The organism is Roseixanthobacter liquoris (genome assembly GCF_043195135.2).
Taxonomy (GTDB): domain Bacteria; phylum Pseudomonadota; class Alphaproteobacteria; order Rhizobiales; family Xanthobacteraceae; genus NCEH01.
Window position 1 is genome coordinate 3,057,418 of sequence record NZ_CM195537.1, and the last position, 17,620, is coordinate 3,075,037.

Genomic DNA, 17,620 nt, shown 5'->3' on the forward strand with positions numbered 1-17,620 from the left:
GCGTCGTGCCCGGCGCGGGCGGGCGCGGGGGCGCGGCCCGCCCGCGCCGGGGGGAACGCTCTCTGTCCGGATCAGGCTTGCAGGCAGGCCAGGAACGTCGCCACGTCCACATTGCCGCCCGACAGGACGATGGCGACCACCTTGTCGCGGGCGTCGTAGCGGCCTTCCAGCAGCGCCGCGAGCGCCACCGCGCCGCCGGGCTCCACCACCAGCTTCAGCTCGCGGAACGCGAACGCCACCGCCCGCGCGACCTCCGCATCGGTGGCCGAGACCGCTTCTCCGGACAGCTTGCGGGTGATCTCGAACGTCAGCGCGCCGGGGGTGGGCGCCAGCAGGGCGTCGCAGAACGAGCCCGTGGCGCGCGCATTGCGCTCGCGCACACCGGACTTGAACGAACGCGCATGGTCGTCGAACAAAGCCGGCTCGGCGAGGATGATGCGGGCATCCGGCACCCGCGCCTTCACCGCGAGGGCGATGCCCGCCATCAGCCCGCCACCGGAGGCATTGGCGCTGACGATATCCGGCGCCAGGCCCTGGGCCGCCAGATCGGCGACGATTTCGAGCCCGGTCGTGCCCTGGCCGGCAATGATATCCGGATCGTCATAGGGCGGCACGAAGATCGCGCCCCGCTCGGCGGCGATCGCATTGGCGATGGCGTCGCGATCCTCGGTGGTGCGGTCATAATCCACCACTTGCGCACCCAGAGCGATGGTGCGCTCGCGCTTCAAGGCGGGCGCGTCCGTCGGCATCACGATCACGGCCGGCATGCCGAGCAGCTTCGCCGCCGCGGCGACGCCCTGTGCGTGATTGCCCGACGAGCAGGCGACGACTCCCGCCGCGCGCAGCTCCACCGGGATCTGCGACATGCGGTTATAGGCGCCGCGAAACTTGAACGACCCCGTGCGTTGCAGCGTCTCGGGCTTCACGAAGACGCGCCCGCCGGTCAGCTCGCTGAGCACCGGGGAAAACACCAGCGGGGTGCGCACGGCAACGCCGGCAAGGCGAACGGCCGCGGCATCGACATCCGCGGCGGTGGGGAGATGGGGAATCGTATTCATGCGGACGAGACGATACGCGTCCTGCGCAGCAAGCGGAAGCGGCGGGCCACCGGCCCAAAATCGTGCGCGATGAGCACATTGTCCAGGAACTGGCGGGCGCACTCGCGCCAGGTGTGTCGCAGCGCGAATTCCCGCGCGGCCACCGGCGACAGCTCCAGCGCTTTCAGGCAGGCATTGCGCAGATCCTCGTCCAGCACGCCGACCGGCTCGGTCGCGTCCTCCAGAACGTCCTTCGGACCGGTGACGGGATAGGCCGCGACCGGAAGGCCGCTGGCCAGGGCCTCCAGCAACACGATGCCGAACGTGTCGGTGCGGCTCGGGAAGACGAAGACGTCGCTGCCCGAATAGACCCGCGCGAGGTCCTCGCCTTCCAGCGGGCCGAGGAAATGGCTGTCCGGGTAGCGCTCGCGCAGGCTGTTCAGGGCCGGCCCGCCGCCCACCACCACCTTGGAGCCGGGCAGGTCCAGGGACAGAAAGGCCTCGATGTTCTTTTCCACCGCGACGCGGCCGACGAACAGGAAGATCGGCTTGGGGAGATCGAGATCCACGTCCGGCCGGGGGCGGAAGAGGTCGGCATCGACCCCGCGCGACCAGCGCATGAGGCGCTTGAAGCCGCGCGCGTCCAGCTCGCGTTCCAGCGTCGCCGTCGACACCATGACGCCGCCGCCGGCATTGTGGAAGCTGCGCAGCCAGGCATAGGTCAGGCGTTCCGGCACCGGGGCGCGGGCGGAGAGATATTCGGGAAACTTGGTGTGGTAGCTGGTGGTGAAGGTGCGCTTGCTGGCGATGCAGGCGCGCCGCACCAGCATGCCGATGGGCCCTTCGGTCGCCACATGAACGAAGTCGGGCCGCATGGCCTCGATCCGCCGCATGATCATGCGCGGCGTTGCGAGCGCCAGGCGGATTTCCTGATAGGTGGGCAGGGGAACGGTTCTGAACCCCTGAGGGCTCAGGAACATCATCTCCGCGCCGAGCGCCTCGGCCTCGCGGGCGGTGTGTTCAAGCGAACGGACAACCCCGTTGATCTGGGGGTGCCAGGCATCCGTGGCGACAAGTACCCGCATCAGGCCGCCGCGCGCGCCCCCTCGACTTCGGATTCAGGTTCCGCCTCAAGGCGACGTGTCCAGGAAATGATTTCCATGCGCCCGTCTTCATGCTCCGCGATCGCGGTGCAGCTTTCGACCCAGTCCCCGCAATTCACGTACCGCACGCCGAACTGGTCATGAATGACCGCATGATGGATGTGGCCGCAGATCACGCCGTCCACCTTATGCCGCTTGGCCTCGTCGGCAACAGCTTCTTCGAACTTGCCGATGTAATTCACCGCATTCTTCACCTTCAGCTTCGCCCATTGGCTGAGCGACCAATAGGTGAGGCCGAGCTTGCGGCGGGCGAGGTTCACATAGGTGTTGATCGCGAGCGCGAGCGTGTAGGCGCCGTCGCCGAGGAAGGCGAGCCATTTGGCGTGGCGCACCACCACGTCGAACACGTCCCCGTGGATCACCAGATAGCGCTTGCCGTCGGCCGCCTCGTGGATCGCGGTTTCCACGACTTCGATGCCACCGAAATGGGTGCCGTAATAGTCGCGGAGGAATTCGTCATGATTCCCGGGCAGATAGACCATGCGCGAGCCTTTGCGGCCCTTGCGCAGCAGCTTCTGCACCACATCGTTGTGCTTTTGCGGCCAGTACCAGGAGCTGCGCAGCCGCCACCCGTCCACGATGTCGCCGACCAGGTAAACCGTATCGGCGTCATGGAATTTCAGGAAATCGAGAAGTAGGTCGGCCTGACATCCCTTGGTCCCGAGATGGACGTCGGAGATGAATAGAGCTCTGAACCTGCGTGCTTCAGGGCTGTCGCTCACGGCATGGCCTCTGCGGAAAATTGCTCCCTGAGAGCAGTGTGACGGACTTAGCCGGAGTCGTGTATCCCTTTTATGACGCCACTGCGAACAACTTCTCGGATTTTACTGCACAGCAATATATTCAGCCGACCACACTTCCCTACCCCCTTACGGACGGCAGAACGGATTGCGAATCGGCACGATCCAGCATCCGAAGCATTGACCAAATGGCTTCCGCGCGCCAGCTTGCGCAGCAGTGGACCAGTCCGTGTCCGCACCATCATTCAGCTCAGGGAGAGGTCCGATGAAGCTCGTTCGCTTCGGTGAAAAAGGGCGAGAAAAGCCGGGTTTAATCGATTCAACCGGCAAGATTCGGGACATTTCGTCCCTGGTTCAGGACATTTCGGGCGATGTTCTCACCCCCGAGGGACTGGCGCGGATTCGCGCCGCCGACCCCCAGGCCTTCCCCCTCGCGCCCGAAGGCGTGCGCCTCGGATCCTGCGTCGCGCGGCCGGGCAACTTTGTCGCGGTCGGGCTGAATTTCGCCGACCATGCGGAAGAGACCGGCAATCCGATTCCCGAAGAGCCGGTGCTGTTCAACAAGGCGCCCAATTGCGTCGTCGGACCCAATGACGATGTCATGATCCCCAAGGGCTCCACCAAGCTCGACTGGGAAGTGGAGCTGCTGATCGTCATCGGCGCGCGCGCCCGCTACGTGGAGAAGCAGGACGCCCTGAAGCATGTGGCCGGCTATGCGGTCTGCAACGACGTGTCCGAGCGTGCGTTCCAGATCGAGCGCGGCGGCCAGTGGGTGAAGGGCAAGGGCTCCGAGACCTTCGGCCCCATCGGCCCCTATCTCGTCACCTCCGACGAGATGAGCGACACCTCGGACCTCGCCATGTGGCTGGAAGTGAACGGCGAGAAGGTCCAGAACGGCTCGACCCGGACCATGATCTTCGATCCGGCCTATCTGGTGTCCTACATCAGCCAGTTCATGGTGCTGGATCCCGGCGACATCATCACCACCGGCACCCCGCCGGGCGTCGGGCTCGGCATGAAGCCGCCGCGCTATCTCAAGGCCGGCGACGTGATGAAGGTCGGCATCCAGGGCCTGGGCGAGCAGCAGCAGACCGTGGTTGCCTTCGCGGGATGAACCAAGAGGGCCCCTCTCCGGGGGCCCTTTTTCGTTGCCCTTTTTTCTTTATTGCAGGGTCGCGTGGGCGAGCCAGGTCTTGACCGCGTTGAGCGCCTCGCCGCGGTTCCCGGTGCGATGGTGCGCTTCCTGGAACACCGCCAGCTGCACGTCCGCGCTGGTGCCGGCGAGGGCAATGGTCCGCAGGTGCAGGAGCGCATCGAGCGCGCCGAGGGCCTCCGCATCTTCCCCCACCAAGGCGATCAGCGATTCCACCGCATCGGTGACCGGCACGGCGCGGCGCTCCGCGAGATTCACGAACGAACCGTGGATGCCGTAGCGCTGCGCGCGCCATTTGTTCTCATTGGCGATCGCCCGATCCACCGCGCCGATCTGCGCATTGTGCTCGGGATGGCGCACGAGATAGCGCACCAGGGAGCGGTACAGCGCGGCGATGGCGACCGTGTCCTGAATGCGCGTGCAACTGTCCGGCGCCCGCAATTCCAGGGTCGGATGCTTGGAGGAGGGACGGATCGCCCACCACACATAGCTGGAATCGGTGATCGCGCGCGCCTCCACCATGGCATCCACATAGGCCTGATAATCGGCGCTGTCCTCGAACAGCTCCGGCAGGCCGGTGCGTGGCAATTCGTCATAGGCGGCAAGGCGATAGCCCATCAAGCCGGTCTGCTTGGACCCCCAGAAGGGCGAGGAGGTGGCGAGCGCGATGAAATGGGGGATATAGGGCAGGATGCGCCGCATCACCCCCACCCGCTGGTCGGGATCGGGCAATTCCACATGCACATGCAGGCCGCACACCATGTTGCGCTCGCCCAGCATTTGCAGGTCGTGCATCATGCCGTTGTAGCGATTGGCCTCGGTGTGGCGCACCCCTTCCCAGGTGGCGGTGGGATGGGTGCCGGCGGCGATGAAGCTCAGCCCGTGCTCCCCGGCCACCCGTGCCGCCTTGGCGCGCAATTCCCTCAGCTCGTCGAGGGCGCTGCCGGTCTGGGTGGCGGGGCTGGTGGCCATCTCCAGCTGCGATTGCAGCAGTTCCACGGTCACGGCGCCGCCGAGCTGGTGCGACAGATCGTCGAAGAACCGCGCCGGCATGCGTCTTTGAACGGCCTTGGACTCGGCATCGACCACGAAGAATTCTTCCTCGATTCCGAAGCGATATTCTCCTGGCATTGGTGTTCCCTCCGCAACTCACCCTAATGTGAGGCTATAACGCAGAAATGGCGTTTCAGTTGCGCAGAGGGTGAAGAAAAATGGGACGTAAATGCGACGACGCATACAAGCCGTGTCGTTTCTCTTATTCTAAACTATTTCCAATAAAAATTACGATGCGGCTTGAATGCGTTATACCGGGAAAGAATAAAAGAGCAGAAGGCGCGGAACAAAATCCCCAAAGGCGCGTTTGCCCGGCCCCGTGAACGGGTGCCGGGCACCATGCGGTGCGCGCGTCAGATGGCTCCGGCGCCCGACAGATCGCCCCGCGCCGCCTGGGCGAGGGTGAGCGCGGCCACGGCGGCCGTGTCGGCGCGCAGGATGCGCGGGCCGAGCGAGAGCACCACCACGCCGGGATGGGCATGCAGCATGCGCCGCTCCTCGGAGGCGAATCCCCCCTCCGGGCCGATGAGCACGCTCATGGGGCCGGGTGGGGCCGCTTTGAGGGCGGCGACGGGATCGCTCAAGGCCGCGCTTTCATCGCAGAACACGAGCACCCGCCCGGGCGGAAGCGCCGCGAGCCATTTGTCCAGGGCCAGCGGTTCGCGCACCGCCGGCAGGGCGAGGATGCCGCATTGCTCGGCCGCTTCCACCGCATTGGCGCGCATGCGCTCGGTGTTGACGCGCGTGGCCTGGGTATAGCGGGTGATGACGGGGGTAAGCTCTCCCGCGCCCATCTCCACCGCCTTCTGGATCATGTAATCCAGCCGCGCATGCTTCAGGGGGGCGAAGGCATATTCCAGGTCCGCCACGGGCGGCTGGGGCCGCAACTGGCGCTCGGCGGCGAAGCGCACCTCGCGCTTGTGCCCCTCGATGCGGTGCGCCAGCCATTCGCCGTCGCGGCCGTTGAACAGCAGCAGGCTGCCGCCCACCTGCATGCGCAGCACATTGGCCACATAATGGGCCTGCTCCGCCGCCAGCAGGATCTGCCCGCCGTCGCTCAGATCCTCGTCCACGAAGACGCGCTGGAGGCGCGAAGGATTGTCGGACATGAAGGTCCCTCCCGCCCAAGCCACACCATGGCCCGGGCGAGAAAACAAGCCGGTCGGCGCAAGCGACCTATTGCTTCGCGCCCTCGGCGTTGAACTGCTTGAGATAGGCGATCAAATCGGCGCGCTCGCCTTCCGGCTTGATGCCGAAGAAGGCCATCTTGCCCTTGGGGGCGAGCACCTTGGGATTGGCGATATAATCGTTGAGCGTGGCTTCGTCCCACACCTTGCCGGCCGCGGCACCCGCCTTGATGTCGTCGGAATAGGCATAGTCCGGATAGGCGCCCCACTTGCGGCCGACGATGCCGTTCAGCGGCGGGCCGACCTTCACCTTGGCGTCCGGCCCGATCATGTGGCAGGCCATGCACTTGCGGAACGATTGCTCGCCCTTCGCAAGGTCCGGATCGGCGTGAGCCAGCGTGGTGGAGAGGGCCAGGGCGGCCAGGGCCGAAAACAAGAGACGAGGCATGACGTTTTCCCTAGGGCATATTCGAGCAAGGACGGCACCGGCGCCAAGACCCCGAGACCTGGGGCAGGACCGCGCCGGACCGGGCTCTGCGGCCGCGACATAAGATCCGCACTGGAAACATTCCAATTGGCCATTTGCGCGCGGGTGACCGTTGGGCAGTCAATGGTGCGGCGCAACCCGCGGCCCCTGGACGGGACAACTGGCTCGGCTAACATCAAGGTTTGAAGGATTCTGTGGGAAGGCGCAGGGGTTCGCCATGGCGTTTCACGTGGTCAAGCTTGGCGGTAGCCTGGAGCGCAGCGGCGACATCAGGTCGCTGGCGTGCCGGCTCGCCGGCAGGCCGGGCGTGGTGATCGTGCCCGGCGGCGGGCGCTTCGCCGATGCGGTCCGCGCGGCGCAGGGCCCCCTCGCGCTTTCCGACCGCGCCTGCCATGCCATGGCGATCCTGGCCATGGAGCAGATGGCCCATGCCCTCGCCGATTGCGCGCCCGCCCTGGCTCCGTGCCGGACCCTGGAGGAGATCGAGGCGGCCGCCGGCGCCTCTGCCGTCCTGTGGTTTCCGGCCCGCCTGCTGCTCGCCGCCCGCGAGATCCCGGAGGATTGGGACGTCACCTCCGACAGCCTGGCCTGCTGGCTCGCCACCGCTCTGGCCGCGCCGTCCCTGACGCTCGTGAAGGCTCCCGGCACGCCGGTCGACGCCGCCGCGCGGGGCGACAGCGCTGCCGACTGGAGCGCGCGCGGCCTGGTGGATCGTGCCTTTCCCGCCTTCGCCGCACGCTTTTGCGGTATCGTTCGCCTTGTGGCCGCCGACGATGCGCCGGCGCTCGACCGGCTCTTTCCCTCCCCTCGAACCGCGAGCGCAGCATGAGCAAGGGTGCTTATCCCCGCTGGGCCTGGGCGCTCTCCGGCTCCGGACACTTCTTCACCGAAAGCCTGGAACTGATCCACACGCTGGGCGATGTGGATCTGTTCGTCTCGGCCGCGGCGGAAGAGGTGCTGCGCATGTACAAGCAGGACAAGAGCCCCCTGCCCGCCAACACCCATGTGTTCCGCGACACCACCGCGAGCGCGGCGCCCGTGGGCATGTTCTACGAGGGCAAGTATCACACGCTGGTCGTGGCGCCGGCGTCCTCGAACACGGTGGCGAAATGCGTCTACGGCATTTCCGACACGCTGGTCACCAATTGCTTCGCCCAGGCCGGCAAGTGCCGGGTGCCCGGCATCGTGTTTGCCTGCGACACCGCCCCGGAGCTGATCACCATGGCGCCCGGCGGGCCGGTGCCGGTGTTTCCGCGCAAGATCGACCTTGAAAACACACGCAAGCTGAAGGACTTCGAAGCGACGACGGTGGCCGAATCCCTGGCCGAGCTGAAAGCCGCCATCGCCGCCCGCAAGGCCGAGCTGGACGCGCGCGTTTCAGAATCGGCGCGCTAGGGATGGCGGAGCGCGTCGTCCTCCTCACCGGATCGCTGGCACAGCCGCGTGTCGCCAAGGCGGCGGAGGAGATTGCCGACGCGTTCCTGGAGCCGGTGGTGGTGAACATCGGCGTGAAGGTGGCCGCCCTGATGACGGCGGAGATCGTCGAGCGCCGCTTCGTCCTGCCCGAGGGGGCTGACCGGGTGGTGATGCCGGGGCGGTTCAAAGGCGATCTGGACCGGCTCACCTCCCGCTTCGGCGTGCCGTTCCTGCGCGGGCCGGACGAGGCGGCGGACATTCCAGATTTCTTCGGCAAGGGGGGCGGGCCGGCGGACCTGACGCGGTACGACGTGACGATTTTCGCCGAGATCGTGGATGCGACGAAGCTCACGGTGGACGAAGTCCTGGCGCGGGCGCGGGCGCTGAGGGCCGACGGCGCGGACGTGATCGACCTCGGCAGCCTGCCGGACCAGGCCTTTCCCCATCTGGAATCCTTCATCAAGGCCCTGCATGGGGAAGGCATGAAGGTGAGCGTCGATTCCTTCGACCCGCACGAGCTGTCCCGCGCCACCCGCGCCGGCGCCGATTATCTGCTGAGCCTGAACGAGGACACGCTCGCCATCGTGGACGAAGGCCCCGCCGTGCCGGTTCTGGTGCCCGCCAGGCCCGGCGACCTGGACTCGCTCATCCGCGCCATTGAGGCCTGCCGCGCCAAGGGGCGGGACTTTCTCGCCGACCCGATCCTCGATCCCATCCATTTCGGCTTCACGGCCTCGCTGGTGCGCTATGCCGAACTGCGCCGCCGCATGCCGGATGTGCCGATCCTCATGGGCATCGGCAATGTCACCGAGCTGACGGACGCCGACACCACCGGCAGCAATGCCATCCTCATGGGCATTATTTCCGAACTGCATATCGGCGCGGTCCTGGCGGTGCAGGTGAGCCCCCATTGCCGCACGGCGGTGCGCGAGTTCGACCGGGCGCGGCGGGAATTCTTCGCCGCGCGGGAAGCCGGCGCCCTGCCCCAGGGCTTCGGCGCCGGGCTGATGGCGCTGCGCGACCGCAAGCCCTTCAGCGCCTCGCGCGAGGAGGTGGACCGGCTCGCGGGTGAAGTGCGCGACCGCAATTTCCGCATTGCCGTCACCGACCAGGGCATCCACGCCTATAATCGCGACGGCCACCATGTGGCGCGCGATCCCTATGGCCTGTTTCCCCATCTGAAGGTGGAGGACGACGGCGCCCATGCCTTCTATCTCGGGGTGGAGACCGCGCGGGCGGAGATCGCCTTGATGCTCGGCAAGCGCTATGCCCAGGATGAGGCGCTGAAATGGGGCGTCATCGGCGAGACCGCCGCCAGCGCCGAGGAGGCGCATCGCCTCGCCTTCAAGGAGCGCGGCGCGACGCGCGCCGACAGGGCCCGCGCGGCGCGGGAGGAGGAGGAATGATCCGCGAGACCATCCTCACCACCTTGTCGGCGGATGGCGAACCGCATGTGGCCCCCATGGGGGCGACCTTGATCGAGGGCGGCTATCTGCTGCTTCCCTTCCGCCCGTCGCGCACGCTGGACAATCTGCTGGCGCGCCGCGCCGGGGTGATCAACCTCACGGACGAGGCGCGCATCTTCGCCGGCTGCGTCACCGGCCGAAAGCGCGATTGGCCCACCGTTCCGGCGGATGTGGTGGACGGCGTGCGGCTGGCGCAGACCCTCGCTTATGAGGAGTTCGAGGTGACCGAGGTGGCTGACGATCCCCAGCGCCCGCGCCTCACCTGCCGGGTGGTGCACCGCGCGTCGCACGGCATCTTCGCCGGCCTCAACCGCGCCGTGGCGGCGGTGGTGGAAGGCGCGGTGCTGGTCTCTCGCCTGTCCATGCTCGATGCCGAAAAGGTGGAGCGGGAAATGGCCTATCTTTCCATCGCGGTGGCGAAGACCGGCGGCCCGCAGGAGCGGGAAGCCTGGCAATGGCTGTGCGAGGCGGTGGCCGATTTCCGCGCCGGAACGGCTGGGCGCGAGGCGGCGCGATGACCGGTACCCCTTGCGTCCCCGGCCTGCTGGCGAGCGTCGCGACGCTCGCGGAGATGGATCTGGCCGTGGCGGGTGGCGCCGATATCGTGGACCTGAAGGACCCCTCGCGCGGCGCCCTCGGCGCCTGGGCCGTTCCCGCCCTGGAAGCGGCTGTGGCCCGCTGGCGTGCCCTGCCCGTCTCCCGGCCGCTCCTGAGCGCCACGGTGGGCGATTATCCGCCGGTGCCGCAGGTGCTGGTGCAGGCTGTGCGCGCGGTGGGGGCGACGGGCGTGCCGCTGGTGAAGATCGGCTTCTTCACGCAGGCGAATGTCGGCACCCTCGATGCCTGCCTCCGCGCGCTGGCGCCGCTGGCGCGGGACCATCGCCTGATTGCCGTTCTGTTCGCCGACCAAGCGCCGGATTTCGCGGTCCTGGCGCAGATGAAGGCGGCCGGATTTCACGGCGCCATGCTGGATACGGCAGTGAAGGGGGCCGGCCGCCTCACCGACCATCTTCCCCTGTCGCGGCTCGAAGCCTTCGTCACCCGGGCGCGCGGCCTCGGCCTGCTGAGCGGGCTCGCCGGCTCGCTGTGCCTCGCCGACATCGCGCCGCTGAAGACCCTCGCCCCGGACTATCTCGGCTTTCGCGGCGCCCTCTGTGGCGGCGCGCGCACCGACGCCCTCGATCCGGTGGCCCTGGCGCGGGTGCGGGCGACGATGGATCTGCCCGGTTTGGAAGCACGGGCAAGTTAGGCGCCGGTCACCTCCACGTTTCCCGAACAACTTGCCGAATTTCGTCCGAAACGGCGGAGTCATCCGCCGAAAAGGCGCGGAGAAGCCTCCTGATCCAGTGTTCGTCTTCTCTAAGTGATTGTTTCACGTGAAACATTTTACCGGAGATCGGCCATTTGCGGGCGATCCGGCACTTGAAAAGCCGGCCGGAGAACTTTTCATGCCGCGACCCGCCAAATGTCGATCCGCCCTATCCCCGTTCGGGAATATCGCCGGCCGCCCATCCGGCCTTCGTCTGGGCGCGAAACTCCTGGAACCGCCCCTCGGCGATGGCGGCGCGCATGCCGGCCATCAGGTCCTGGTAATAATGCAGGTTCGCCCAGGACAGGAGCATGGAGCCAAGCATTTCGCCGCAGCGGATGAGGTGGTGCAGATAGGCGCGCGAATAATCCCGCAGCGCCGGACAGTCGCTCTCCTCGTCCAGCGGACGGGGATCTTCCGCATGACGCGCATTCTTCAGATTGATCTTGCCGAAGCGGGTGAAGGCGAGCGCGTGCCGGCCCGAGCGCGTGGGCATGACGCAGTCGAACATGTCGATACCGCGTGCCACCGCCTCCAGCAGGTCGTCGGGCGTGCCGACGCCCATGAGATAGCGCGGCTTCGTGGCCGGCAAATGTGGCTCCACCGTCTCGATCATGCGCAGCATGACGTCCTGCGGCTCGCCCACCGCGAGGCCGCCGATGGAATAGCCGGGGAAATCCATGTCCGCCAAGGCGCGGGCGGATTCGATGCGCAGGCTCTCGACAGCCCCGCCCTGGACGATGCCGAACAGCGCCCGCCCCTTGGGCTGGGCCTCGAACGCGCGCTGGGAGCGCTCCGCCCAGCGCAGGGACAGACGCATGGCGCGCTCGGCCTCGGCATCCTCGCACGGCAGGCGCACGCATTCATCCAGCTGCATCTGGATGTCGGAGCCGAGCAGGCCCTGGATCTCCACCGCCCGCTCCGGCGTCAGCTCGTGCACCGCGCCGTCGATATGGGAGCGGAAGGTGACGCCGTCCTCGCTCAATTTGCGCAAGGCCGACAGCGACATGACCTGGAAGCCGCCGGAATCGGTGAGGATCGGCCGCTCCCAGCGCATGAAATGATGCAGCCCGCCGAGCCGGGCGATGCGCTCGGCACCGGGGCGCAGCATCAAATGATAGGTGTTGCCCAAAAGGATATCGGCGCCCGTGGCGCGCACCTGCTCGGGATACACCCCCTTCACGGTCGCCGCCGTGCCCACTGGCATGAAGGCGGGCGTGCGGATTTCGCCGCGCGGCGTCGAGATTTCGCCCGTGCGCGCGGCACCGTCGGTGGCGTGGAGGGCGAAGGAAAAGGCGTCGGTCATCGGAAAGGGCGCTCGGGCAGAAGCAGGCAGGCATCGCCATAGGAATAGAAGCGATAGCCCGCCGCGATGGCATGGGCATAGGCGCGCTTCTGGAGATCATGGCCGACCAAAGCGGCCACCAGCATCACCAAAGTCGAGCGCGGCAGGTGGAAGTTCGTCAGCATCGCGTCCACGGCGCGGAAGGCATAGCCGGGGGTGATGAAAATGTCGGTCTCGCCGCGATAGGCGCTAAGCGTCCCGTCGGGCGCGGCGGCGCTCTCGATCAGCCGGGTCGGCGTCGAGCCGATGGTGATGATCCGACCACCGGCCGCGCGCACGGCATTGAGGGCGGCGGCGGTTTCTTCGCTCACCTCGCCCCATTCGGCATGCATGCGATGGCCGGCGGTGTCGTCCGCCTTCACGGGCAGGAAGGTCCCCGGCCCCACGTGCAGCGTCACCTTATGGAAGCTGGCGCCGGCGGCGCGGATCTCGTCCATCAGCGCGGGCGTGAAATGCAGGCTCGCCGTGGGCGCGGCGACCGAGCCTTCCACCTGCGCGAAGATGGGCTGGTAGTCGATGCGGTCCTGCGCATCCTCCGGCCGCCGGGCGGCAATATAAGGCGGCAAGGGCATGTGGCCGACCGCGTCGATGGCGGCATCGAGCGCCGGGCCGGACAGGTCGAAGACGAAATCCACCGCGCCGTCCTCGCCCTTGGCCAGCACGGTGGCGTCCAGCGTGCCGAGGGCGTAGGTCTCGCCCGAACCGCCGAACCGCACCCGGTCGCCGGGCGCGAGGCGCTTGGCCGGACGCACGAAGGCGCGCCAGGCCTCGGGCGACAGGCGCTTCACCAAGGTCGCCTCGATGGGCACGATGGAGCCGCCGGCTCGGGCGCGGGTGCCGTCGAGGCGGGCGGGGATGACCTTGGTGTCGTTGATCACCAGCGCATCGCCCGGCCGCAGGAAGCGCGGCAGGTCGCCGATATGGGCGTCTTCCAGTTCCGGCGTTCCGTCGGGCCGCACCACCAGCAGGCGCGCCGCGGCGCGCGGCTCGGCGGGGCGGAGCGCGATCAGCTCGGGCGGCAGTTCGAAGTCAAAGGCGTCTACGCGCATGAAACCCACATGCGCCGCGATCCGTGCGGCGGGAGCGCCTTCCTAATTCGGTTTCGCCTGAAGGGAAACCGTCAAACCGCGCGCGCCAGCCCCGCCCTACACCAGGGTGACGCCGCCGCTCGCGAGATCATAGAGGCCGGTGGCGAGCTTCAGCCGCCCCTCGGCAATCGCCGGGCCGAGGATCGGAGCCGAGGCGGCGATGGTCTGCGCCGACCGCTGGGCGTTGAGCGTCACCGCATGGGCCAGCAGGTCGCCACCCATGGGCTGCGCCGCCTCCACCGCCGGGCGGATCTGGTTGACGAGGCTCGCGAGGTGGCCGGGCACCACCGCCTTGTCGCGCACTACGTTCACGGCGGCGGTGACGGCGCCGCATTTGGAATGGCCCACCACCAGCACCAGGGGAACGTTGAGTTCCTTCACCGCATATTCGAGGCTGGCGATGCCGTCCTGGTCGGCGACATTGCCGGCGACGCGCACCACGAAGATCTGCCCGCCGTCCTGGTCGAACACCAGTTCCGGCGCGACCCGGCTGTCCGAGCAGGCGAGGATGGCGGCGATGGGATGCTGCCCCGTGGCAAGGGTGGCGCGGCAGGCGCTGAGGCAGGTTGGGCCCGGCTGATCGGCCCGGTACCGCGCATTGCCGGCCATCAGGCGCGTGAGCGCCTCATCGCCGCTGAGTCTGTTCGGCGCGGCGGCCGGGACGCCCTGCGCGCGGACCGGTGCGGCGCGCAGGGCGGCAGCGCCGAGCAGCGTCGCCCCGCCCAGCACGAGGCTCCGGCGCGAGAGGGAAAACGGACGATGGATCCGACACTCGCACATGCTTGCCCCCGCCCGTTCCCGCCCTTGGCGTCGCGGGGGAAGAGAGCAGGAAAATGCTGCGCCCGGATGACGTCAGAAGATGGCGACGGCGCCCTGCCAGATGGCCCAGCTCATGCCGGCGGTGACGAGGATGCCGAGCACGGTGGCGAAGAAGCCGGCGAGGATCACCGCGCCGTCGCGCTCCACAAGGCCGAGGCCGAAGATGCAGACGGCGAACCCCGGCGGCAGATTGCCGAGGAAGGGAATCGGCAGCAGCAGGATGAATCCCAGGAGCACCACCACCGCGCCCACCACCCGGCGGGCCGTTGGGCCGGCGAACTGCTCCATCCGCGGGCGCGACCAGCGCTCGAACCACTCGATGGTCGGGCGCGAGCGGGTGACGATGGCCTCCAGCATGCTGCGCGAGAAGGTCTGGCGGGCGATCCGCTCCGGCAGCCACAATTCCTGCCGGCCCATGGCCATTTGCAGGCCGATGAGGCCGAGCACGATGCCGCAGATGACCGGAATGCCCGGCGGCATGGGAATGCAATTGGGAATGCCGAACAGAAGGAAGGTGATGCCGAAGGCGCGGTTGCGCAGCGCATTGATCAGATCGCCGATGGCGACACGCTCTCCTTCCTGGGCGGCGAGTACGGCGGCGAGCAGCTCGGACGTGCGCGGTGTGCGATGATCCACGGGGGCCTCTGGTCCTTCAGAGCTTCCTCTTAGCACCGGGAAAGCGGCGCTGTCAGGGCATAAGCTGCAATCGCTTACGACCGTTGGCCAGGCTCCCGTGGATCGTTTCGCCGCGCCGCCGCTCAGTGCAAGACGAACATCCCGCTGACCGTGCGCAGCTCCGCGGGCTTGATCAATTGCTGGTGGGTGACCTCCACCGAATGCAGCTTGCCGTCCAGGTCGCGTTCCCAGAATGCGAGGAATTTCATCAGCTCGGGAAATTTCGGGCACAAATCATATTGCTGCCAGATGAAGCTCTGCAAGAACGCCGGGTGGTCCGGCATGCGGTAAAGAATGTGCGCGGTGGCCAGGCCGTAGCCGGCGATCTGTTTCGCAAAACCCTCGGAAACCATCTTCGACACCTCCGTGCGGTGCCCCAATCGATCATGGGCAAAAGGATTGTCGGCTCGCTACCTTGCGCGAGCCAGACTAAAAATTGGTATATCCGTTCAAATACAAGGCGTTAGCAGCGACCGCCGGAGAGTGCTGACAAGGCGTGGAGGCCGGCGCCCGACAGGGGCCTTCCGGCCAGCTTCGGCGCGGGGCCGGAGAATTCGCCCCGCCTGTAGCACTCACCACCGAAGAGTGCTAATAATCCGCCCGCCGACACTTGCGGGGGGATAATGCCCCTCCTAGATCAGGCTGGGTCGCGGCGGTTCGGCCGGACTCTATGAAGAATCGAATTATCGAACCGGAGGTTCCCAATGGGTTTCCGCCCTTTACATGACCGCGTGGTCGTGAAGCGCATCGAAGCGGAGCAGAAGACTGCTGGCGGCATCATCATCCCCGATACCGCCAAGGAAAAGCCCCAGGAGGGCGAGGTGGTTTCCGTGGGCCCTGGCGCGCGTGACGAAAGCGGCACGGTTGTCGCCCTCGACGTGAAGGCCGGCGATCGCGTGCTGTTCGGCAAGTGGTCCGGCTCCGAGGTGAAGATCGACGGCCAGGACCTGCTCATCATGAAGGAAAGCGACATTCTCGGCGTGATCGCCTGAGCATTCGCTTGTCCCTCCACGTTCCTCGAAATTCAGGAGACGGCACATGGCTGCCAAAGAAGTAAAATTCTCCGTTGATGCGCGCGATCGCTTGCTGCGCGGCGTCGACATCCTCGCCAACGCCGTAAAGGTCACCCTCGGTCCCAAGGGCCGCAACGTGGTGATCGAGAAGTCCTACGGCGCCCCGCGCATCACCAAGGACGGCGTGACCGTCGCCAAGGAAATCGAACTGGAAGACAAGTTCGAGAACCTCGGCGCCCAGCTGCTCCGCGAAGTCGCGTCCAAGACCAATGATCTCGCCGGCGACGGCACCACCACCGCCACGGTGCTCGCCCAGGCGATCGTCCGTGAAGGCGCCAAGTCGGTGGCCGCCGGCATGAACCCGATGGATCTGAAGCGCGGCATCGACCTCGCGGTCGACGCCATCGTCAAGGATCTGGCCGCCAAGTCCAAGAAGGTGACCTCGAACGCCGAGATCGCCCAGGTCGGCACCATCTCCGCCAACGGCGACGCCGAAGTCGGCAAGTTCCTGGCCGAGGCCATGGAGCGGGTCGGCAACGAAGGCGTGATCACGGTCGAGGAAGCCAAGACCGCCGAGAGCGAGCTGGATGTCGTCGAAGGCATGCAGTTCGACCGCGGCTATCTCTCGCCCTATTTCGTCACCAATGCCGAGAAGATGCGCGTTGAGTTCGAGGATCCCTACATCCTCATCAACGAGAAGAAGCTCTCGGGCCTCCAGGAATTGCTGCCGGTTCTCGAAGCCGTCGTGCAGTCCGGCAAGCCGCTCGTGATCATCGCGGAAGACGTGGAAGGCGAAGCCCTCGCCACCCTCGTCGTGAACAAGCTGCGCGGCGGCCTCAAGGTCGCGGCCGTGAAGGCTCCCGGCTTCGGCGATCGCCGCAAGGCCATGCTGCAGGATATCGCCATCCTGACCGGCGGCCAGGCGATCTCGGAAGACCTCGGCATCAAGCTCGACAGCGTCGATCTCTCCATGCTCGGCCGCGCCAAGAAGGTGGTGATCGAGAAGGAAAACACCACGATCGTGGACGGCGCCGGCGAGAAGGCCGACATCGAAGCCCGCGTGGCGCAGATCAAGGCGCAGATCGAGGAAACCACCTCGGACTATGACCGCGAGAAGCTCCAGGAGCGGCTGGCCAAGCTGGCCGGTGGCGTCGCCGTCATCCGCGTCGGCGGCTCCACGGAAGTGGAAGTGAAGGAAAAGAAGGATCGCGTGGACGACGCCCTGCATGCCACCCGCGCTGCGGTGGAAGAAGGCATCGTCCCCGGCGGCGGCGTGGCCCTGCTGCGCTCCATCGCGGTGCTGGCCGGCATCACGGTCGAAAATCCCGACCAGAAGACCGGCGTCGAGATCGTGCGCCGCGCGATCCAGACCCCGGCCCGCCAGATCGTCCAGAACGCGGGCGACGATGGTTCGGTCGTGGTCGGCAAGATCCTGGAAAACCCGGATTATTCCTTCGGCTACAACGCCCAGACCGGCGAGTATGTCGACATGGTGAAGGCCGGCATCATCGACCCCACCAAGGTCGTGCGCACCGCGCTTCAGGATGCCGCCTCGGTGGCTTCGCTGCTCATCACCACGGAAGCGCTGATCGCCGAAGTGCCCAAGAAGGGCGGGGCCCCCATGCCCCAGATGCCCGGCGGCGGCATGGATTACTGATCGCGTCCCAGCGATCGGATCACGGAAAGGGCGCGGCGCAAGCTGCGCCCTTTTTCGTTGCGCGCGGCTCTG

General features: G+C 67.0%; 19 protein-coding genes. 8 read left to right on the top strand and 11 right to left on the bottom strand.

The window, feature by feature from the left end:
- Positions 1 to 71: 71 nt before the first annotated feature.
- Genes V5F84_RS13680 through V5F84_RS13690 form a run of 3 tightly spaced genes read right to left on the bottom strand, consistent with a single transcriptional unit; the run spans position 72 to position 2,922 of the window.
- Positions 72 to 1,058, bottom strand: coding sequence for a threonine ammonia-lyase (locus V5F84_RS13680; RefSeq protein WP_394044810.1), 987 nt, complete (start codon positions 1,056 to 1,058; stop codon positions 72 to 74).
- The gene (locus V5F84_RS13685) at positions 1,055 to 2,122 is read right to left on the bottom strand and encodes a glycosyltransferase family 4 protein (protein WP_394044812.1); all 1,068 of its coding nucleotides are present in this window, start codon (positions 2,120 to 2,122) and stop codon (positions 1,055 to 1,057) included. The genes V5F84_RS13680 and V5F84_RS13685 overlap by 4 nt, the downstream gene beginning before the upstream one ends.
- Complete coding sequence (locus V5F84_RS13690; RefSeq protein WP_394044814.1) at positions 2,122 to 2,922, bottom strand: UDP-2,3-diacylglucosamine diphosphatase; 801 nt, start codon at positions 2,920 to 2,922, stop codon at positions 2,122 to 2,124. Before V5F84_RS13690 ends, V5F84_RS13685 begins: the two co-directional genes overlap by 1 nt.
- Before the next feature lie 283 nt (positions 2,923 to 3,205).
- Here V5F84_RS13690 and V5F84_RS13695 point away from each other — a divergent pair, with 283 nt between their 5' ends.
- The gene (locus V5F84_RS13695) at positions 3,206 to 4,054 is read left to right on the top strand and encodes a fumarylacetoacetate hydrolase family protein (RefSeq protein WP_394044816.1); all 849 of its coding nucleotides are present in this window, start codon (positions 3,206 to 3,208) and stop codon (positions 4,052 to 4,054) included.
- Positions 4,055 to 4,102: 48 nt separating this feature from the next.
- Here V5F84_RS13695 and V5F84_RS13700 read toward each other — a convergent pair whose 3' ends face one another.
- From V5F84_RS13700 to V5F84_RS13710, 3 genes are all read right to left on the bottom strand, one after another.
- Positions 4,103 to 5,224 carry a carboxylate-amine ligase gene (locus tag V5F84_RS13700; protein ID WP_394044818.1) on the bottom strand — a complete coding sequence of 374 codons (1,122 nt, stop codon included), beginning with the start codon at positions 5,222 to 5,224 and terminating at the stop codon, positions 4,103 to 4,105.
- 275 nt (positions 5,225 to 5,499) lie between these two features.
- Entirely contained in the window at positions 5,500 to 6,255 is a 756-nt protein-coding gene (locus V5F84_RS13705; RefSeq protein WP_394044820.1) for a 16S rRNA (uracil(1498)-N(3))-methyltransferase, read from the bottom strand.
- Between the two features lie 67 nt (positions 6,256 to 6,322).
- The gene (locus V5F84_RS13710) at positions 6,323 to 6,721 is read right to left on the bottom strand and encodes a c-type cytochrome (RefSeq protein WP_394044822.1); all 399 of its coding nucleotides are present in this window, start codon (positions 6,719 to 6,721) and stop codon (positions 6,323 to 6,325) included.
- 256 nt (positions 6,722 to 6,977) lie between these two features.
- On the opposite strand from V5F84_RS13710, the gene V5F84_RS13715 reads away from it, so the two are divergent.
- Genes V5F84_RS13715 through V5F84_RS13735 form a run of 5 tightly spaced genes read left to right on the top strand, consistent with a single transcriptional unit; the run spans position 6,978 to position 10,891 of the window.
- Positions 6,978 to 7,589: an aspartate kinase gene (locus V5F84_RS13715; RefSeq protein WP_394044824.1), complete on the top strand. Its 612-nt coding sequence runs from the start codon at positions 6,978 to 6,980 to the stop codon at positions 7,587 to 7,589.
- Positions 7,586 to 8,155, top strand: coding sequence for a flavoprotein (locus tag V5F84_RS13720; protein WP_394044826.1), 570 nt, complete (start codon positions 7,586 to 7,588; stop codon positions 8,153 to 8,155). Before V5F84_RS13715 ends, V5F84_RS13720 begins: the two co-directional genes overlap by 4 nt.
- 2 nt (positions 8,156 to 8,157) lie before the next feature.
- Positions 8,158 to 9,582 carry a DUF6513 domain-containing protein gene (locus V5F84_RS13725; RefSeq protein WP_394044828.1) on the top strand — a complete coding sequence of 475 codons (1,425 nt, stop codon included), beginning with the start codon at positions 8,158 to 8,160 and terminating at the stop codon, positions 9,580 to 9,582.
- A complete protein-coding gene (locus V5F84_RS13730; protein ID WP_394044830.1) occupies positions 9,579 to 10,160 on the top strand; it encodes a DUF447 domain-containing protein in 582 nt (193 codons plus the stop codon). The genes V5F84_RS13725 and V5F84_RS13730 overlap by 4 nt, the downstream gene beginning before the upstream one ends.
- Entirely contained in the window at positions 10,157 to 10,891 is a 735-nt protein-coding gene (locus V5F84_RS13735; protein ID WP_394044832.1) for a (5-formylfuran-3-yl)methyl phosphate synthase, read from the top strand. Before V5F84_RS13730 ends, V5F84_RS13735 begins: the two co-directional genes overlap by 4 nt.
- A 229-nt stretch (positions 10,892 to 11,120) precedes the next feature.
- On the opposite strand, the gene tgt is transcribed toward V5F84_RS13735, so the two are convergent.
- From tgt to V5F84_RS13760, 5 genes are all read right to left on the bottom strand, one after another.
- Positions 11,121 to 12,257 (bottom strand): tRNA guanosine(34) transglycosylase Tgt, encoded by a 1,137-nt coding sequence (tgt, locus tag V5F84_RS13740; protein ID WP_394044834.1) that lies wholly within the window; start codon positions 12,255 to 12,257, stop codon positions 11,121 to 11,123.
- The gene (queA, locus tag V5F84_RS13745; RefSeq protein ID WP_394044836.1) at positions 12,254 to 13,345 is read right to left on the bottom strand and encodes a tRNA preQ1(34) S-adenosylmethionine ribosyltransferase-isomerase QueA; all 1,092 of its coding nucleotides are present in this window, start codon (positions 13,343 to 13,345) and stop codon (positions 12,254 to 12,256) included. Before queA ends, tgt begins: the two co-directional genes overlap by 4 nt.
- Positions 13,346 to 13,441: 96 nt before the next feature.
- Entirely contained in the window at positions 13,442 to 14,164 is a 723-nt protein-coding gene (locus tag V5F84_RS13750; protein ID WP_394044838.1) for a carbonic anhydrase, read from the bottom strand.
- A 72-nt stretch (positions 14,165 to 14,236) separates the two neighbouring features.
- Positions 14,237 to 14,839 carry an exopolysaccharide biosynthesis protein gene (locus tag V5F84_RS13755; protein WP_394044840.1) on the bottom strand — a complete coding sequence of 201 codons (603 nt, stop codon included), beginning with the start codon at positions 14,837 to 14,839 and terminating at the stop codon, positions 14,237 to 14,239.
- Between the two features lie 122 nt (positions 14,840 to 14,961).
- Positions 14,962 to 15,231 carry an usg protein gene (locus V5F84_RS13760; protein ID WP_394044842.1) on the bottom strand — a complete coding sequence of 90 codons (270 nt, stop codon included), beginning with the start codon at positions 15,229 to 15,231 and terminating at the stop codon, positions 14,962 to 14,964.
- A 351-nt stretch (positions 15,232 to 15,582) separates the two neighbouring features.
- Here V5F84_RS13760 and groES point away from each other — a divergent pair, with 351 nt between their 5' ends.
- Both groES and groL read left to right on the top strand, forming a co-directional pair.
- Positions 15,583 to 15,870: a co-chaperone GroES gene (groES, locus tag V5F84_RS13765; RefSeq protein ID WP_348848073.1), complete on the top strand. Its 288-nt coding sequence runs from the start codon at positions 15,583 to 15,585 to the stop codon at positions 15,868 to 15,870.
- A gap of 46 nt (positions 15,871 to 15,916) precedes the next feature.
- Positions 15,917 to 17,548, top strand: coding sequence for a chaperonin GroEL (groL, locus tag V5F84_RS13770; protein ID WP_394044845.1), 1,632 nt, complete (start codon positions 15,917 to 15,919; stop codon positions 17,546 to 17,548).
- The last annotated feature ends 72 nt before the right edge of the window (positions 17,549 to 17,620 follow it).

Coding starts and splice junctions, on each gene's coding strand:
- V5F84_RS13680 (WP_394044810.1), bottom strand. CDS start 1,058: ATGAATACGATTCCCCATCTCCCCACCGCCGCGGATGTCGATGCCGCG.
- V5F84_RS13685 (WP_394044812.1), bottom strand. CDS start 2,122: ATGCGGGTACTTGTCGCCACGGATGCCTGGCACCCCCAGATCAACGGG.
- V5F84_RS13695 (WP_394044816.1), top strand. CDS start 3,206: ATGAAGCTCGTTCGCTTCGGTGAAAAAGGGCGAGAAAAGCCGGGTTTA.
- V5F84_RS13700 (WP_394044818.1), bottom strand. CDS start 5,224: ATGCCAGGAGAATATCGCTTCGGAATCGAGGAAGAATTCTTCGTGGTC.
- V5F84_RS13705 (WP_394044820.1), bottom strand. CDS start 6,255: ATGTCCGACAATCCTTCGCGCCTCCAGCGCGTCTTCGTGGACGAGGAT.
- V5F84_RS13710 (WP_394044822.1), bottom strand. CDS start 6,721: ATGCCTCGTCTCTTGTTTTCGGCCCTGGCCGCCCTGGCCCTCTCCACC.
- V5F84_RS13715 (WP_394044824.1), top strand. CDS start 6,978: ATGGCGTTTCACGTGGTCAAGCTTGGCGGTAGCCTGGAGCGCAGCGGC.
- V5F84_RS13720 (WP_394044826.1), top strand. CDS start 7,586: ATGAGCAAGGGTGCTTATCCCCGCTGGGCCTGGGCGCTCTCCGGCTCC.
- V5F84_RS13725 (WP_394044828.1), top strand. CDS start 8,158: ATGGCGGAGCGCGTCGTCCTCCTCACCGGATCGCTGGCACAGCCGCGT.
- V5F84_RS13730 (WP_394044830.1), top strand. CDS start 9,579: ATGATCCGCGAGACCATCCTCACCACCTTGTCGGCGGATGGCGAACCG.
- V5F84_RS13735 (WP_394044832.1), top strand. CDS start 10,157: ATGACCGGTACCCCTTGCGTCCCCGGCCTGCTGGCGAGCGTCGCGACG.
- tgt (WP_394044834.1), bottom strand. CDS start 12,257: ATGACCGACGCCTTTTCCTTCGCCCTCCACGCCACCGACGGTGCCGCG.
- queA (WP_394044836.1), bottom strand. CDS start 13,345: ATGCGCGTAGACGCCTTTGACTTCGAACTGCCGCCCGAGCTGATCGCG.
- V5F84_RS13750 (WP_394044838.1), bottom strand. CDS start 14,164: ATGTGCGAGTGTCGGATCCATCGTCCGTTTTCCCTCTCGCGCCGGAGC.
- V5F84_RS13760 (WP_394044842.1), bottom strand. CDS start 15,231: ATGGTTTCCGAGGGTTTTGCGAAACAGATCGCCGGCTACGGCCTGGCC.
- groES (WP_348848073.1), top strand. CDS start 15,583: ATGGGTTTCCGCCCTTTACATGACCGCGTGGTCGTGAAGCGCATCGAA.
- groL (WP_394044845.1), top strand. CDS start 15,917: ATGGCTGCCAAAGAAGTAAAATTCTCCGTTGATGCGCGCGATCGCTTG.